Origin of the sequence: Vibrio profundi (assembly GCF_043642225.1) — a bacterium.
In the GTDB taxonomy this organism is placed as follows: domain Bacteria; phylum Pseudomonadota; class Gammaproteobacteria; order Enterobacterales; family Vibrionaceae; genus Vibrio; species Vibrio profundi_A.
In genome coordinates this window covers 241,750-259,177 of sequence record NZ_JBHZSF010000004.1, presented here as the reverse complement: position 1 = coordinate 259,177, position 17,428 = coordinate 241,750, and the positions used below count along the sequence as shown (strand labels likewise).

The following is a 17,428-nucleotide window of genomic DNA, read 5'->3' as shown; positions in this document are numbered from 1 at the left end:
AACCACTACAAGGTTTGCTGAAGTTCAGCTAACGGTAAAGGACGATAGAAATAATACCCTTGCAGATACTGACAGTTATGCGACTGTAAGAACTGCTGTTGCTTCTCCGTCTCCACACCCTCTGCCACAATCTCAACTTTCAACTTATGTGCAAGCTCGATGATCGTCAGCAAAACAGGGGCATTCACCGTATCCACACCAACGGTATCCACGAAGCACTTATCTATTTTCAGATAGTCGAACTCAATATTTTGTAGCACAGCCAAAGAAGTGTGCCCTGTACCAAAATCGTCGATTGAAACTTTAAAGCCCATTTCTCGCGCTTTTTTCAGCACTTGTTGTGACTCTTTATCTAATAGCTGACGTTCGGTTACCTCGATCGTTGGGATCCACTGAGTCTCTGCAAAACATTGAGCGTACTGCTCAAGTTTCTCCATGCAGTTTTTACTCGCAAGATAAGAAGGTGGAACATTCACGCCAATATGAAACGCTTCGCTCGATTCGATATTCAGCCCATTTAGATCATTTATGACTTGTCCAAACACGTAATCCGTCAAGCGGTTAATGAGGCCGTGCTGCTCCGATAATGGGATAAAGACATCTGGCCTAACCAAACCAATGGTCGGGTGCTGCCATCGGATCAGAGCTTCCATTCCTCCCACTTTATTCTTGTGTGTGCTGCTCGGGTTCACTAAAGGTTGATAAACCATAAAGAACTCACCTCGAGCGAGGCCTCGTTTGATGTCATCCACCATCGAGTTTTGGTTCTTCAAGCGCCTCGAAGCAAGAATAAACATGAATGACACAAACAATGAAAGTGGGATGCTGCTCAATATCATCAAAACGTATTGGCTGATCACATAAGATTGCTTGGTCTCGACAGTGACGGAATAGTTATATGCTTTTGATTTTACTGTTTTGAAATAACTATTTATTGGTTCAATTTCTGCTGGGTAGGTTTTATTACCAAATCGACCATAAACTTGATCAATCGTACCGTTTAGCTCTTTCATCATTCGCGCTGCAATATAGTTGCGATCGATAACAGAAAACGCACCAGTGCGCGGGCTGTCCGGCAAAGAACTGACCACCACCAATGTTCTCGAATCAGGCTCTCCTGTTACGTCAAACAAATACTGCCCGGGCACTATGTCTCTTGGCGGAACATACCGCTGAACATCTTGAGCTTGCTCACCTAATTTCGACGAGCATATCGATACTTGATCTTCCACGATCAAGAGTTCGCGCACAGCCCCTTCAAACAACAACTTCTGCTGTATCCAACTACAATGTTTTTTATTCTTTAATGCCAGCTGGTTTTCACGAATACGGTCTTCGATGATTTGATCGACCTCGACCACATAATGCTTGGCAATACTTTTTAAGTCTTTAAAGATTAGGATATTGGCGATGACACACGCGGCCACAATGAACACGAACATAGGGGCGATGAAGGATGCAAAAATGAATTTTTTTCCATATTGCGGAACAGGCATAGATAAGAGCGCTCTGGTAGTCGATACGAGATCTTAATGATAGGTAGTATGTATAGGTTTACATCATATATTGATTAAATTGTGGCTTGTAAGCTCTTTGTAAAAAGCAGGTGAATTCAATGTCGTTTCAATAGAAACAACCTCACTCTGCTTAAAATCCAACACTCAGTCACACCGAATTTTTGGTACGTTTAATACCAATATAGGCTATTCAAAAAAGTACCTGACAAGGTTGTGCTTAGGGTATCGCAATGAGATCTACACGTCATACCGAGCGAATAAACTCTGGCATAATGTCAAACAAATCCCCGACTATTCCATAATCTGCGATTTGAAAAATTGGCGCTTCAGGATCACTATTGATCGCAACAATCACTTTAGAGTCTTTCATACCCGCAAGATGTTGAATTGCGCCTGAAATCCCAACGGCGATGTATAACTCTGGAGCCACAATCTTACCTGTCTGCCCGACTTGCAGATCATTCGACACAAAACCAGCGTCTACCGCTGCACGCGATGCGCCTATCGCCGCACCTAATTTATCAGCGAGCTGCTCCACTAAAGCAAAATTCTCTTTACTGCCGAGGCCGCGACCGCCAGAAATAACAACTCGAGCTGCCGGCAATTCAGGACGTTCACTTTCCACTTTTTCTTGGGAGATAAAAGTCGAACTGGTTGAGGAAATACCTTGATCCAAATGCTGAACCTCTATGCTGCGCTCTTCCCCAATCTCCACCGCATCAAATGAAGCACTCCGAATGGTCATCACTTTGATCGCGTCGTTTGACTTCACTCTAGCCAATGCATTCCCTGCGTAGATAGGCCGAACTACCACTTCCAGTGATTCAATCTGGCTGACATCCGACAACTGCCCCACTCCAAGCAGAGCGGCGACTCTAGGCATCACGTTTTTGCCAAAGGTGGTTGCCGGAGCTAATACATGTGAGAAATCTTTCGCGATGGTTGCCGTCAACTCAGCGTAATTTTCCGCAAGTACTTGCTGACAAGATTCTGAATCGATAAGCAGCACACTCTTTACTGAACCGATTTGACGCAGTGTATCCACAACAGATTGACACTGATAACCAATGACCAAAGCCGTAATATCAAGCGAGGTTCCATCTTGATGAAGATCATGCGCCGCTCGTAATGTTCGAAGTGTATCTGTACCTAGCGCGCTATTATCATGTTCAACCAGAACCAATGTTGACAGTGTTGAGCTACCCATAAGAGCACTCCTTATAGAGGGTGTAATCGGTATTGATGATTACTCAATAACCTTTGCTTCATTTTTTAGCTTATCCACTAGCTGGGCGACATTGTCCACCATCACCCCTGCTTGCCTTTCTGGTGGTGGCATCACCTCAAGTACTTCTTGATGCTGTACCAAATCGACGCCTAGCGAATCAGCCGTTATCACTTCTAATGGCTTCCGCTTGGCTTTCATGATGTTTGGTAAAGAGGCATACCTAGGCTCATTCAGCCGTAAATCCGTACTAATAATGGAAGGAATTGTCAGTTTCAGAGTTTCCAAACCCCCATCGATTTCCCGAGTCACGGTGACAGTCTTATCGTCGTGAACAGTAATTTGAGACGCGAAGGTGCCCTGTGGATATTGCGTTAACGCGCCAAGCATTTGCGCGACTTGATTGTTGTCAGTATCAATAGATTGTTTGCCGAGCAAAATAATTTGAGGGGCTTCATTATTCACAATGGCCTGCAAGACTTTCGCTACAGATAAAGGCTCTAGAGAGGAAACAGTATCAACATGAATAGCGCGGTCGGCACCAAGCGCTAAGGCGGTACGTAGTTGCTCTTGGCAGGATTTATCTCCCAAGGACACCACTACCACTTCTTCGGCGTGTCCTGCTTCTTTTAGCCTAACCGCTTCTTCCACTGCTATTTCACAAAATGGGTTCATGGTCATTTTGACGTTGTTCGTCTCAACGCCTGACCCATCACTTTTCACCCTGATCTTTACGTAAGGGTCAATCACTCGTTTAATCGCTACTAATACTTTCACAACGCCTTCCTTTTAAATTTGGATGCTTTCGTGCAAGCCTTAATGGGCTGATTTTTATCGTTATTTCATTGCTTTTCATTTTGAATTTCAGCCGATTGAACTGACAAACTGAAACAAACGCGATGTCATAACTCACCTACTTCTGAGCTTAGTAAAGTTTACGTTTACGTCAACTGGACTATATTTACACTTATATCAGTCATGGGAAGGCAGGTACGCAATATGGACAGAGAATGCATGGAGTTTGATGTTGTCATTGTTGGAGCTGGGCCATCGGGCTTAGCGGCTGCGTGCCAACTGGCATTACTAAATCAAGCGGCAGAGCCTGAACAAGCAATTTCGATTTGCGTAGTAGAAAAAGGGGCTGAAGTCGGCGCACATATTATTTCTGGGGCGCTATTTGAGACAACCGCATTAGATGAGCTTTTTCCTGATTGGAAAACAATGGATGCTCCACTTAATACCCCTATCACAGACGATCAATTTCTTTACCTCACCACTCGCCAAAATCATGTAAAAGTACCTCATTTTCTGACACCAAATCCCATGCGTAATTCTAATCAAACGTATGTCATCAGCCTTGCGAACCTATGTCGATGGTTAGCTCAACAAGCTGAATCTCTCGGGGTAGAAGTGTTTCCGGGTTTTGCAGCCGCAAGCATCAATTATGATGATTCGGGCCGGGTTACCGGAATCAATACATCCGACATGGGTTTAGATAAACAAGGGGAGCAAAAAGCGAGTTTTGAGGCGGGGATTGAGTTAAACGCTAAATACACCGTATTCGCAGAAGGCTCCCGAGGCCATTTAGGTAAAGAGTTACTCAATCGGTTCTCACTGGATGAAGGCAAGTCACCCCAGCACTATGCACTAGGCTTGAAAGAAATTTGGGAACTACCGGAAACCTCTTCTCACCAACCGGGGAAGGTCCTACATATGGCAGGCTGGCCGCTGAACGAGTCCTCAACCACCGGAGGAGGTTTTCTTTATTGCATGGAGAATAACCAAGTCGCTGTGGGGCTCATTACCGACCTCAATTATAGCAATGCTTACCTCAGCCCTTATGAAGAGTTCCAGCGTTTTAAACATCACCCTGTGGTCAGTGACATGCTGACTGGCGGGCAAAGGTTATCCTACGGGGCAAGAGCGATTACCAAAGGCGGGTTATCATCCTTGCCTTGTCAGCAATTCAGTGGTGGCTTGCTTATCGGTTGTGACGCCGGAACGTTAAATGTCGCGAAAATAAAAGGCAGCCATACCGCAATGAAATCAGGCATGATTGCAGCCCAAGCCATATTCGAACAGCTACAATCAAGCACACCTCAGCCTGAAGCCGATTATCATGCTTATTTCGAATCTTCTTGGCTCTATGAAGAACTTAGTTCTACAAGAAATTTTGGGGCCGGAATACACAAGTTCGGTAGTTTAGCGGGCGGAGCTTTAGCGACATTTGAACATAACCTTTGGCCGAGACTGTTCGACCAACCAGTACCTTGGACGGTCATCGACTCAACCGCTGATCACCTAGCTCTCAAGCCCTCTTCTCAATCAAAACCGATTCATTATGATAAGCCTGACGGAGAGCTTAGCTTTGATAAACCTTCTTCCCTTTACTTGTCTGGAACTCAACACGAAGAAAACCAACCCTGTCATTTAAAGCTTATAGACCCAGACTTGCCGATCTCAACTCACTTAAAACAATTCGACGAACCTAGCCAACGCTATTGCCCTGCTGGGGTCTATGAGATCGTCAACGTCAATGGCTCAGTTCAACTACAAATCAACGCCGCGAATTGCCTTCATTGCAAAACGTGTGACATAAAAGATCCCTCTCAAAACATAGACTGGCAGCCACCCGAAGGAAGTGGTGGGCCAAGTTATCAAAATATGTAACAAATACCACTAACAACCCTCTTCCATTATTAAGGGTTGAATCAATAACCCATTGATAATTTTATGTACGCTTTGTAGCACATAGAATTATCAGTTCACGGCAAGCTATTGATATTAAATATACAAAATTTTTACCGTCTCATCCCCCGATCTTCATTATTTTATAGAATGCAAACCTTTATTAACATTAGAGAAAGCTTAAATTCACCACCGATTCGCACTTTTTATCAACCCATCCTAGTTTTAAAATGCGAACAATTCGCAACCAACACAATCCATAACGCGTGATTGTGCATAATAAAGTTAACCATCTCTAGGATTGAGAAATGAAAAAATATCAACGTCAAAATGCTTTGGTTTTACTCGCAGGCTTTGCTACTGCATTACCATTATCAGCGGCACAAATGGTCACAGTAACAGACAGTGAGTTGTTAAATCAGGGGCTTAACGCTCAGTCAAACTCGGTGGTACTGAATCAAACGGGCTTTAAAGCGGTTAAGACAGTCAAGTTACCCAATGGAAAAGTAAAAACACGTTACCAGCAGACCCACGGTGGTTTGCCAGTGTTCAACACCTCTGTCGTTGCAACGCAGTCAGAGCATGGGGTCAGTGAAGTGTATGGTGAAATGGCACAAGGTATTGCCGACGACATTGTGACCCTGTCTGCTGACATTGACCTCAAACAGGCCATTACCCTCGCTAAAGACGCTCACTTCCAGCAGCACGGAGCAACCTTTGTCGCACCGGATGTTGAGAACGAGCAAGCAGAGCTAATGGTCCGTTTAGATGAAAATCAGCAAGCGCAAGTGGTGTACCTTGTCGATTTCTTTGTCGCTTCCGATCATCCTCAACGCCCTTTCTTTTTCATTGATGCCAATACCGGAGAAGTTCTCCAAACTTGGGATGGCTTAAACCACGCGATTGAGCATGGTACCGGACCTGGCGGTAACGCAAAAACAGGCTTGTACCAGTACGGCAGTGACTATCCAAGTTTTGAAGTCGAGAAGTCCGGCACCACGTGTACGATGAACACCAGTTCCGTGAAAACCGTCAATCTAAACCATGGAACGTCAGGCAATACCCCTTTTAGCTATACCTGTTCGGACGCCAGCAATTACAACGATCACAAAACGATAAATGGTGCCTACTCGCCACTTAATGATGCCCATTACTTCGGTAAAGTAGTTTTCGATATGTATCAAGATTGGATGAATACTTCTCCTCTCTCATTCCAACTTGAGATGCGTGTTCACTACAGTTCTAACTACGAAAATGCCTTTTGGAATGGCTCTTCGATGACCTTTGGTGATGGCTTAAATACCTTCTACCCATTGGTCGACATTAATGTCAGCGCTCACGAAGTGAGTCACGGTTTTACTGAGCAAAACTCAGGGCTCGTTTATGCCAACATGTCCGGAGGCATGAATGAAGCGTTCTCTGATATCGCAGGTGAAGCGGCCGAGTTTTATATGAAAGGTAGCGTCGATTGGATCGTCGGTAGTGACATCATGAAAGCCTCTGGAGGGCTGCGTTACTTTGCCCAACCTTCTCGTGACGGACGCTCTATCGATCACGCATCTCAGTACAGCGATGGCTTAAACGTTCACTACTCCAGTGGAGTGTATAACCGCGCGTATTACTTATTGGCGAACAAGCCGAATTGGACGGTGCGTAAAGGGTTCGAGATCTTTACCGTCGCTAACCAACTGTATTGGACGGCAAACAGTACCTTTGATGCGGGAGCTTGTGGTGTAGCGAAAGCTGCAGCCGATCTCAATTACAACCTAGATGATGTTGTCGACGCGTTTGCTAGCGTTGGTGTCGATGCATCTTGTGAGGGAACACCGCCAACCGATGGAAACGTGCTGCAAAAAGGGACACCAATTATCGGACTGAGTGGCAACAGAGATACTGAAGATTTCTATACGTTTACCGTCGCATCAGCGTCCAATGTGAAGGTATCGATTTCATCAGGCTCTGGTGATGCGGACTTGTATGTCAAGGCTGGCAGCAAGCCATCAACCAGCTCATGGGATTGTCGTCCCTATGTCAGTGGCAATAACGAGCAGTGCTCGGTTTATGCTCAACCAAGCACCACCTATCATGTGATGTTAAAAGGCTATACTGCCTACTCTGGCGTGACGTTAACGTTAGACTAGACTTCGAGCACCATTTTCTCCCGTGATTGCTTTCCAATAAGCATCACTCAAAGCCTAACCTTCCTTTGGTTGGGCTTTATTCACTGTTACCCACACTAAACTGCTGGCGATAACGCTTGGGGGAAACACCGACAAGTCTGCGAAAATGATGACGCATGGTGATCGCGTTATCAAACCCTGCCATAGAAGCCAATTGCTCCATATGATGAGAGCGAGTTTCGAGTAGCCCTTTCGCTCGTTCGATGCGCTGTCTAATCAACCATTCCTTGGGAGATAAGTTAAAGCTCGCCCGAAACTTTCTATCAAATGTCCTTCTCGACATATTGGCTTTGCAGGCCAACTCATCAATTTGAATCGCTTGAGTTAGGTTCTTTTGCGCCCATTCCAACGCATCAGAGAACTGGTTCGGGACTTCCAAAATTGGCGATTCTACGAACTGGGATTGACCTCCCGAACGATGCGCTGAGATAACCAAACGCTTAGCCACTTGGTTGGCTATCTGATACCCATAATCACCTCGTATCACCGCCAGGCCTAAATCTAGGCCTGCGGCACTTCCAGCAGAACAACCTATTTTTCCATCAAATACATACAAGACATTTGGCTCATACTCTACATGAGGAAATCTTTGTCGAAATTCCTTTTCATAACGCCAGTGAGTAGTGGCTTTTCTGCCATCAAGTAAGCCCAACTCCGCTAATAAAAAAGCGCCTGAACAAAAGGATATGACTCGTTTATCCGATTGGGCAAATTGTTCAATCTGCTCTCGAATCAAATGTGGAACCGGGTAATCGTCTGTCGGCCAACTAGGAATAACAAGTAAGTCATAATCTTGCAGCGATTCGGTATATCGAGACTGAAGCGTGACGTTTCCAGTACATTCCATGGCACAATCTTCTAGGTTGACGACTTCAGCATGATACCAGTTGGAAAATTCTGGTCGGGGTAGCGCAAACAGTTCTGCAGCACATGCAAGCTCAAACAGCGCCACATGACGGTGCGCTAAAATGGCGACTTTAGTCATCTGAATTCCTTATCTTTGACCACTAACTGGCTCGATATTATCGAATATTGACCTTTGCGCCAATGGTCAAATAACCATCAAGACATCACAATAGATTTTCATCAAACAAACAAGGATCTGTTATGGCTCAAAACAACGCCTTAAGCGCACATTCCGCTGAGGAAGATACTTTCACATTAGTCGTCGGTACTGATTCAACGTGGTCACTACGTGCTTGGATTTGCGCTCATTTGGCGGAAATATCAGTATCTGTACACATCATTGATTTAGCTAAGGAAAATTATAAGAAAGACATACTTCAGTACTCCCCTACCGGCTTAGTTCCCGCATTATTGACGCCTAATGGGGTGATTCACGATTCTTTTGCGATTTGTGAATATTTGAATGAAGTAAGTGCACAACGTCTCTTTCCAGACTCTTTGGATCAAAGAACGCTTGCTCGCAGCTTGTGTGCTGAAATGCACTCCGGCTTTATGCACATTAGAAGCCAATGCCCATTTACGTTAGATAAAGTTAACTCCGTCACCTTAGTGACTGACGAGCTGAAACAAGAACTCAAGCGCGTCGAAAGTATTTTTGGTTCAGCAAAGGGAAAGTTCATGTTTGATAACGCGAGTATGGTTGACGCCTTCTATGCCATTTTAGCTTACAGGATTGACCACTATGGCATTCAATTTTCAGAGCAAGCCGGTGAATACCAACAAAGCCTATTGAACTGGCCGCTCCTACAACAAGCGCTCCAACAAGCAGCGCTATGGCGAGAGGAACAGCTATGAACATAGGTATCTATATTTATGATGACGCAGAAGTTCTGGATTTTTCTGGCCCGTTCGAGGTGTTCAGCACCGCAAAGCGACTATCCGAGAAACATTGGAATGTGTCTCTTATTGGAGAAACACTCGCTCCAATCACCGCACGAGGCGGCTTCCAAGTTATCCCGCATTTCTGCATTAACACGCACCCAGATCTTGACGTAGTGATTATTGTTGGCGGGCTTCATAATCAGGAAATCACAAATACAAGCGTTATAAATTGGGTTCAGCAGCAAACACACCTCGTACAACTGACAGCATCAGTTTGTACAGGTGCCTTTATTCTCGCAGAAACAGGAATACTGGATGGACTTACGGTCACAACGCATTGGGAAGATATTCCAGAACTACAAAAGAACTACCCAAAACTCACCGTTGAGGCTGAAAGGCGTTGGATAAAAGATGGTAGTGTCGTGACCTCTGGGGGCATTTCTGCGGGTATCGATATGAGTTTGTATCTGGTATCAGAATTGGCTTCGGAAGATATCGCCAACCTAACAGCAACACAGATGGAATACCGTTGGAACAAGAAGTAACCATTGCCCACGGAACATGCTTTCCAGCAGTTCGTGGGCAGAGCTAAATTTGATTGTTTTGGCCTAAAACTCGCCTAGCTAGCGCCCTACTCCCAGAATTTCCACCATTTTTTGCTATTTTCATCTCGCTGTTCTTGTCCGGTTTCGGAACCTTTACCTGACTCTTTTCGCTCTTGAGTCGCTTTCTTTTGTTTCTGCTTTTCGAGGCCTTTTAGCTTTTCGTCCAACGCTTTTTTACTTTCTTCCAGATCTCGCTTCTCTTTTTCTAACGATTCCAGTTCCTCATTTAATTTGGATTTGTCTTTCTTTCCTTTCTTTTTTTTCGCCTGCTTCTTCTTATCTTCGATCAAAGCGTCCAGTTCATCTGAGCGCTCTTCAATATCACTTTCTAGCTTTTTCGCTTCAGCATGAGACTTAACTTGTTCGAGATCTGGCTTACCTTTACCCGCCCATGCAGGTTTTTCTGCCATCGTCATTCCCGAAATAAAAAGCAGGCACGAAACCGCCGCCATGGTGAATGATTTTTTCATTAGCTAATCCTTTAATAATGAACATAGTTTTAAGATAGCTGTAAGCATTCATATTTACCAACCGCTGATTAACGCTCAGTTTTTGAGGGTGTGCGCTTAATGGCGACGACCGAAAATACATGCCAGTGCTTCTCCTTTCCAATCGCTGTCATTCCATCTTCGTCTAGCTCTCTAAAACGAACAACGTCAAACTCCGAAAACAATGCCAATACTTGAGCTTCTGTAAACGGGGTAATGTCACTCCTATATCCCTGCGCCCAGGTATCTTTCACTCCCATAAAATCACCTGCGAAAACCCCGCCAATTTCTAGGCTGTCAGTGAGCCTTTTCCACATTTGATGAAAAGTTTTCGGGGTTGCGAAAAACAAACTAGAGTTCGCTGTGATCACTCCAGAACGCGGAAAAGTAAAATTATCAAAGGACGCACACTCAATATCCACCAGCGAATTACATGCAAAACGTGCTTGGCAAATTTCAACCGAATCTTGATTAAGGTCGAACCCAATCACTTGATAGCCAGCTTGTGCTAAATAGGCGATGTCGGCCCCGGTCCCGCAGCCGCAATCAACCGCAATACTAATATTCGAATCATTCAGCTTTACCGCGAATTCTGTTCTGGGATTGTGTTTTCGCGTCAGTGACTTTTCATAGTATTGACGCCAAATCTCCGCATGTTCAGACATATAAACCTTCTTTTTCTATGATTTCGATTGAGGGTATCCCTAAGTTCAGGCTCTAGTTAGGTCACTTATATCAATCAGGTCGACCTCTCGTCCCAGAACGCGCTTATATTCAATCAACGCGTTGGTTGGCATAGTTGGAAGTGTAAGGTTGGCGTATTGGCGATGCACTGAGCAACTATAATCAATACTTAACTCAACCCATTCCTCAGTCGCACTACTATAAATTTTACTGCCCGGGGATAGGCCAATCTCGATCTTTTGAGATTGATAGATGAGTTGGAAATACTCCAAATCCCAGCCCTCTTCCACATAGTGTTTCAAAGGCTTTGAGATAAAGCCGCTAACCTCGGACCAAATTTTGTTAACTTCCGTTTTGGGAATATAAAGGTCAATATCCGCGACTTCTCGGCTTCCACCGTGCATCCTCACAGCTAAACCACCCACGATTTGATAAGGGACTTGATGGGACTCCAGAATCTGTTGAATCCACTCTAAGGCTAGAAACACTTTATCGTTCTTTTGGCTACCCATCTTCAAATCTCCTTTCTAGGTTATGAAATTAAACAACTTCAACGCTGTCAGATAAAGTGCCATTAAAATCAATCAAATGCCACGAGTAAGTATTCATAATGATTGGATTGCGCATTTTCACTCACAACGCATGTTGAAAGGCGCGATAAAAAAGAGTTGGATAAATCCAACTCTTTCGTTCATCAGTCTACGGCTTTAACCAATAGCCATACCTTTCAAATTAAGGACGCAGCTTCAATACTTTATCAATGTCTTCAGCCGAATGACGCTCAGGAACTTGCTCCCATTCTTCACCCCAAGAACGGTTGACTACTCTGCCTCTCTGGACTGCCTCTCTTTGCGAAATATCTTCAGCCCAACGTTTAAGGTTCACATAACTATCGACATCTAAAAACTCAGCGGCGTTATAGACGGCACCAAGAACCAAATTGCCATACCATGGCCAAATGGCGATATCCGCAATGCTGTATTCATCGCCTGCAATAAATTTATTGTTAGCAAGTTGCTTATCTAACACATCGAGTTGGCGCTTTGCTTCCATAGTAAAGCGGTTAATTGGGTACTCGAATTTTTCTGGTGCATACGCGTAAAAATGGCCAAAACCTCCTCCTAAATATGGAGCCGAACCTTGTAACCAAAATAACCAGTTCATGACTTCTGTTTTAGCCTTTAAGTCTGTTGGCAAGAAGTGCCCAAATTTTTCTGCTAAGTACAGTAAAATGCCGCCCGACTCAAAAACGTTAATAGGCTCTTCCCCTGAACGGTCGACCAAAGCTGGGATTTTCGAGTTAGGGTTTACATCAACAAAGCCAGAAGAGAACTGATCGCCTTCACCTATGTTGATCAAGTACGCGTCGTATTCTGCCTCTTTAACGCCTAGAGCCAATAACTCTTCAAGCATGATCGTCACTTTTTGGCCATTCGGTGTTGCAAGCGAGTGTAACTGTAAAGGATGAGATCCAACCGGTAATTCTTTTTGATGCCTAGCTCCAGAATCCGGTCTATTGATACTCGCCCATTCTCCGCCATTTTCGTTATCCATGGTCCAAACTGCAGGTGGTGTGTATTCGTTTGCCATCTTGTTTCCTTATTTTTATGCGGTGGTTATCGGTTAGAAAATCGCTTTCCTTAATCGACTTACCTTATTGAATATCGGGGCATATCTGTCAGTTAAAACCCGAGTAACAAGCTTTCATTAGAACCTTTGGTTATGAACAACCGATAAGTCGATATAAGTGTATGCACGCACATTGACCTAAGTGTGTTCTAACCATAAGTTCTGACAGCGACTGTTTCTCATGCTTCCATGCACTGCGGTAGAATTTTATAAAACAAAAAGACTCCCCCTATACTCATAACCATAAGGGGCATAAAGGACTATTCAATGAAACCTGTTTATTCTCTTGCATTACTCACAAGTACGCTCATCAGCCCATCACTTTTCGCCAACCAAAGTGCGGATGTCATTTTCACTAATGCTTCTATTTATAATCACATCAACGCAGACACCATCGCCGTTAACGATGGAAAAATCATATTCATTGGTAGCTCAAGTAACGCAAAACCGTTTCAAGGTGCGTCAACTCAACTCGTAGATTTAGAATCTGCATTCCTACTTCCAGGGTTCATCGACAACCATAATCACGTATTCGAAGCCGCATCAGAAGTGGGTGGCAATTGCGAACTGAATTTGGGGGCGTCCCTTGATGATCAGATTCCATATTTAAAGGCATGCCGCCAAAGCGGAAGCAGCAACCAGTGGGTCATGGGATACGGTTTCACAATCGAAGCGCTACTTGATGAAAATAACCGCTCCACGCCACTAGAAGTGATAGACGCTGTTTTTCCAGAGCAACCCGTGATCATCATGGAGCAAACCTCTCATTCTATGTGGGTCAACTCTGTTGCTCTTGAGCAAGCGGGCATCACAAAGAACACACCAGAACCCCAAGGGGGAAGAATACTCAAAGACGCTGAGACCGGTGAACTTAACGGGATTTTGTTGGACAATGCCGGCGATCTATTAATGGAAATGGCATGGAATAGCACCAAAGATAAATTCAACGCCAGCTACGACGGATTAATGATCGGCCTTGAACAAGCGGCTAAACACGGCATCACTACGATTGGTGATGGCCGCCTATACTGGAAGCGCGGTTGGTACGAAGTGTGGCAAGAAGCTGAGAAGCTGGAAGAGTTAACCGCTCGAGTGTCGCTTCGCCCGTGGATATACCCTACCGACGCTATGGAACCACAACTTAGGTATTTAGAAAAAATTCATACTCGGGATAATTCCGAACTTCTTATTGTCGATCAAGTGAAAATGTATAGTGATGGCATCTTCGTGAACGGCACTGCGAAGACGCTCGCCCCTTACCTAACCACCTACATCCCCGATACCCCCTATGGCATCAACTACATCCCACCGGAACAAATGGAAAACTGGTTAACTGCACTGAATAAGCTTGGCTACAGCGCTCATATCCACGCCATTGGTGATGGCGCAGTACGCGAATCTCTTGATGCAATAGAGGGGCTAAGAAAAAACGGAGTTAAAAAACCGTACACATTAACGCACGTCGAGTTAGTCAGCCGAGCAGATATCAAACGTTTTGAGTCGCTTAATGTAACGGCTGACTTTCAAGTCGGTTCAGATTACGTTGCCTATCATGAACACCAATGGGCAGAAGCCTTTGTGGGAGCAAAGCGTGCAAAGGCTATGATGAATCTGAAAGTGATCTTTGATACCGAGGCGAATGTCACTCTGAGCAGCGACTGGAATGTTCACGACATTAATCCTCTCGTTGGTATCGCCAATAGCCTCATTATGGGAAAAACTGGCCTGCCCGACATCGAATCGTCTATCGATGCCTACACCATAAATGCAGCCTATAGCCTTGGCATCCAAAACATCACAGGTTCTATCGAAGTCGGAAAATCTGCAGACTTTGCGATATTGGATAAAGACATTACTCAGTTGCGAGTGGAAGATATTCCTCACGCGCAAACGATAATGACGGTGTTACAAGGTGATATCGTGTTCAACGCAACGAAATAGTACAGTAAGAGCGCAGGGTAACCCGCGCTCTTACTCGAAAGGCATAATGACTGAGAGACACCCAAGCGGTTGGCTTAATTTTCTGCGTAACTAGACCGCTAATGCTGACGGTATGTCTGTTGAATCAGAGCATTGCAATACTCGATCTTTCCCTTGCTCTTTCGCTTGATACATCAAAGTGTCGGCACGTTTTAGCACTTCATCTTCGGTCAAACCTAAGCGGTTCTTAACCAAACCACCGCTAAACGACAAATGCACTTTTTCACCGCCTGCATTTAGCGGGAACTGAGTTATCCGGCTGCGTAAGTCATTGGCTTTACCGAGCGCATCATCCATGTTTGATGCAGTCAACCACACGCAAAACTCTTCGCCACCGATCCTGAAAATTCTATGATTCGCCGCTTCATTTTTTAGCCGTTCACTGATCATCTTCAGTGCTTGGTCGCCCACATCATGACCATATTCGTCGTTTATTGATTTGAAGTTATCGATATCGATCATCAGCAAAAAATCATCACGATAGTCATTAAATGTCCGATTAAACGCCAATCGATTATTACAGCCGGTTAATGAGTCGGTGAGTGCCAATTTCGCCAATGACTCATGCCCTTGAGCTCGGCTAAGTTCGAAATAATGACTCACGCACCAGATACCGAGAAAGCAAGTCACCAGATTGACAAGTACAGGCTCTAGCGGCAAACCACCAGAGAACAAAACCTGATAACACGTTGCAGAAACTAATAATACAAAGACGATAAGGCTCATTTGAAACCCCAACCGCTTGCCTAGCAATAGATAGGTAATCGTAGGGTAAAACAGCCCCCACAAAAACAGAATATCGGTAATTGGCAATAACGCGGTTCCTAGCAAGATCAAAGAAGCGATACACAACAAATACCAATAAGCCACTCTCACCGAATAACGATTTCGGCGGCATTGAACAAATACATACAAAGAAAACAATGCAAACAGCATTTCAAGTGCAGCGAACAGATACTGCGAATGGTAAACCACGTTGAATATCGCCAACATTGATACGATAAACATAAAGAAAAAGCTCACGGCACTAAGAACCGTTGCTCTGATTCGATCCGTCGAATCTAAAATTTCACAACTCATCAACGCCTCTCCACAAGACCTAGTCGGTAGCTAAACGATAGATATCCCTACCAAATTTATAATCACTTTAGCAGCTTTCTCTTGCTTGAGAAATTTTACAGTGGTAATTATCAATTAATTGTTAAATATTTGTGAGACAAAAGGAATTTACATATCATGTGTACACGCATATTCAATAGCTTAAATATCAACACTCCCATGACAGGCCGTAATTTCGACTGGCATAACCCTCTGACCACTTATTTGTATCACCAACCCGCAAGCAAGGCGCTTCGCATAGGGTTCGACTTACCCTCTGATTCAAATGAGGAAGCGATCACCTGGAATGCAACTTACGCTAGCATCTGTACTTACCTAGTTGATGACGCTAAGACATCCCTGGCAACTACTAATGGTAATCAAAACTTTGCGACCATTGATGGCATCAATGAAAAAGGCTTAGTGGTAAACGGATTAGAAGATTTACTCGCGCATTTTGAAGATGCAAGTCGCCTGCTGACTGAAAGTGATTCTACGCCCAAAGACGTCATCGATATCATCAAAACCGACATGCAAGCTTTCAATGACACATTGAAAGCACCAGAAGGATCGTCGTTGCTCAGTTCTAATCGTTGGGTTCAATTTGTGCTCGACAAGTTTGATTCTGTAAGAAGTGCAGCCGACTATTTCCGTTCAAATCCAGACAATTTGTTCATCAAAAGCGGTGAAGTACCCGACGGAAAGAATGATGGACACAAAGTTAAACTCCACCTCACTTTGTCCGACTCTTCGGGAAACTCTGCCATCATTGAATTGAGGTGTGGTAAGTTCATCGTGAATGAAAGCCCAGATTATCATGTGGCCACGGTAACTCCTCGATTCGAGGTGCAGCAGTTGCTCTTACAGCCTTGGCTTAAAAAGTGGCAAGATCCTCAACACTTTGCCGGATTATCTGTTTACGATGTACCAGGAGGTACAGCAACCCATCAACGATTTGCTCGTGCTAACTACTTTTATTTATTTGCTAAACCCAAATCTGATACTGATGAAGTGTTAGCGCAGACTCGCTCATTGATGGCTAGCTGTGCAACTCCACTAGGTGTGCACCTTGAGCGACATCCCTCGGAAGACGCTATCCCGTCAGCAAATACCCTGTGGACGAGTGTGAATGACCACCGTAATCTTTGCTACCACTTCATTAACGCCAATACACTCGGTCACCAATGGCTAGAGTTTGACACGAACACATCAACAACTCAGCGCGTGAAACTGATTGATGCCAATTCGGATGACAGTTCTCAAACGACAACTCCTGTACCAAACTACGGAGAACTCAGCCAACACCTAGAACCCTGCTCGATGAATTTGTGGTCAAGTTAGCACTTAATTCGCCTCTATAATTTGATTTGTATATTGACGAATCACTTCCCATCAGAGCTGGCTTAGTCAGTTCTGCTTTTTGGCTAAAGGCTTCTCACCGCTAACCTAACCCTCTCTCGTAACCACTGGTGGCGGGCAGAATCACTGTCTGATTTATGCCACATCATATAAAAAGGCACATTATTCAGTTCAATTGGTGCCTCTA

Annotated in this window: 15 protein-coding genes; 6 read left to right on the top strand and 9 right to left on the bottom strand. The window is 44.5% G+C overall.

The features are described from left to right. Positions 1–5: 5 nt before the first annotated feature. The 3 genes from ACHUFI_RS09505 to ACHUFI_RS09495 all read right to left on the bottom strand — a co-directional run bounded on the left by ACHUFI_RS09505 (position 6) and on the right by ACHUFI_RS09495 (position 3,519). Positions 6–1,496, bottom strand: a complete 1,491-nt coding sequence (locus ACHUFI_RS09505) for an EAL domain-containing protein (RefSeq protein WP_394248497.1) — start codon at positions 1,494–1,496, stop codon at positions 6–8. Positions 1,497–1,761: 265 nt separating this feature from the next. Beyond that, positions 1,762–2,724, bottom strand: a complete 963-nt coding sequence (locus tag ACHUFI_RS09500; protein WP_394248495.1) for an electron transfer flavoprotein subunit alpha/FixB family protein — start codon at positions 2,722–2,724, stop codon at positions 1,762–1,764. 39 nt (positions 2,725–2,763) lie between these two features. Continuing rightward, positions 2,764–3,519 carry an electron transfer flavoprotein subunit beta/FixA family protein gene (locus tag ACHUFI_RS09495; protein ID WP_394248493.1) on the bottom strand — a complete coding sequence of 252 codons (756 nt, stop codon included), beginning with the start codon at positions 3,517–3,519 and terminating at the stop codon, positions 2,764–2,766. A 222-nt stretch (positions 3,520–3,741) separates the two neighbouring features. Here ACHUFI_RS09495 and ACHUFI_RS09490 point away from each other — a divergent pair, with 222 nt between their 5' ends. Beyond that, positions 3,742–5,412 (top strand): electron transfer flavoprotein-ubiquinone oxidoreductase, encoded by a 1,671-nt coding sequence (locus ACHUFI_RS09490; RefSeq protein ID WP_394248491.1) that lies wholly within the window; start codon positions 3,742–3,744, stop codon positions 5,410–5,412. Positions 5,413–5,738: 326 nt separating this feature from the next. After that, complete coding sequence (locus ACHUFI_RS09485; protein ID WP_394248489.1) at positions 5,739–7,571, top strand: M4 family metallopeptidase; 1,833 nt, start codon at positions 5,739–5,741, stop codon at positions 7,569–7,571. 76 nt (positions 7,572–7,647) lie between these two features. On the opposite strand, the gene ACHUFI_RS09480 is transcribed toward ACHUFI_RS09485, so the two are convergent. Beyond that, positions 7,648–8,595, bottom strand: a complete 948-nt coding sequence (locus tag ACHUFI_RS09480; RefSeq protein ID WP_394248487.1) for a helix-turn-helix domain-containing protein — start codon at positions 8,593–8,595, stop codon at positions 7,648–7,650. A 122-nt stretch (positions 8,596–8,717) separates the two neighbouring features. Here ACHUFI_RS09480 and ACHUFI_RS09475 point away from each other — a divergent pair, with 122 nt between their 5' ends. Continuing rightward, complete coding sequence (locus ACHUFI_RS09475; RefSeq protein ID WP_394248485.1) at positions 8,718–9,371, top strand: glutathione S-transferase N-terminal domain-containing protein; 654 nt, start codon at positions 8,718–8,720, stop codon at positions 9,369–9,371. Continuing rightward, on the top strand, positions 9,368–9,943 hold the full coding sequence (locus ACHUFI_RS09470) for a DJ-1/PfpI family protein (RefSeq protein ID WP_394248483.1): 576 nt from the start codon (positions 9,368–9,370) through the stop codon (positions 9,941–9,943). The genes ACHUFI_RS09475 and ACHUFI_RS09470 overlap by 4 nt, the downstream gene beginning before the upstream one ends. Before the next feature lie 86 nt (positions 9,944–10,029). On the opposite strand, the gene ACHUFI_RS09465 is transcribed toward ACHUFI_RS09470, so the two are convergent. The 4 genes from ACHUFI_RS09465 to yghU all read right to left on the bottom strand — a co-directional run bounded on the left by ACHUFI_RS09465 (position 10,030) and on the right by yghU (position 12,765). Then, complete coding sequence (locus ACHUFI_RS09465) at positions 10,030–10,473, bottom strand: hypothetical protein (RefSeq protein WP_394248481.1); 444 nt, start codon at positions 10,471–10,473, stop codon at positions 10,030–10,032. Between the two features lie 68 nt (positions 10,474–10,541). Next, positions 10,542–11,156, bottom strand: coding sequence for a class I SAM-dependent methyltransferase (locus ACHUFI_RS09460; protein ID WP_394248479.1), 615 nt, complete (start codon positions 11,154–11,156; stop codon positions 10,542–10,544). Between the two features lie 45 nt (positions 11,157–11,201). After that, the gene (locus ACHUFI_RS09455; RefSeq protein ID WP_394248477.1) at positions 11,202–11,687 is read right to left on the bottom strand and encodes a MazG-related protein; all 486 of its coding nucleotides are present in this window, start codon (positions 11,685–11,687) and stop codon (positions 11,202–11,204) included. 220 nt (positions 11,688–11,907) lie between these two features. Then, complete coding sequence (gene yghU, locus ACHUFI_RS09450) at positions 11,908–12,765, bottom strand: glutathione-dependent disulfide-bond oxidoreductase (RefSeq protein ID WP_394248475.1); 858 nt, start codon at positions 12,763–12,765, stop codon at positions 11,908–11,910. A gap of 306 nt (positions 12,766–13,071) precedes the next feature. On the opposite strand from yghU, the gene ACHUFI_RS09445 reads away from it, so the two are divergent. Further along, positions 13,072–14,745 carry an amidohydrolase gene (locus ACHUFI_RS09445; RefSeq protein WP_394248473.1) on the top strand — a complete coding sequence of 558 codons (1,674 nt, stop codon included), beginning with the start codon at positions 13,072–13,074 and terminating at the stop codon, positions 14,743–14,745. A 90-nt stretch (positions 14,746–14,835) separates the two neighbouring features. Here the strand turns inward: ACHUFI_RS09445 and ACHUFI_RS09440 are convergent, their stop codons facing one another. After that, positions 14,836–15,864 (bottom strand): GGDEF domain-containing protein, encoded by a 1,029-nt coding sequence (locus ACHUFI_RS09440; RefSeq protein ID WP_394248471.1) that lies wholly within the window; start codon positions 15,862–15,864, stop codon positions 14,836–14,838. 156 nt (positions 15,865–16,020) lie between these two features. On the opposite strand from ACHUFI_RS09440, the gene ACHUFI_RS09435 reads away from it, so the two are divergent. Next, entirely contained in the window at positions 16,021–17,223 is a 1,203-nt protein-coding gene (locus tag ACHUFI_RS09435) for a linear amide C-N hydrolase (protein ID WP_394248469.1), read from the top strand. The last annotated feature ends 205 nt before the right edge of the window (positions 17,224–17,428 follow it).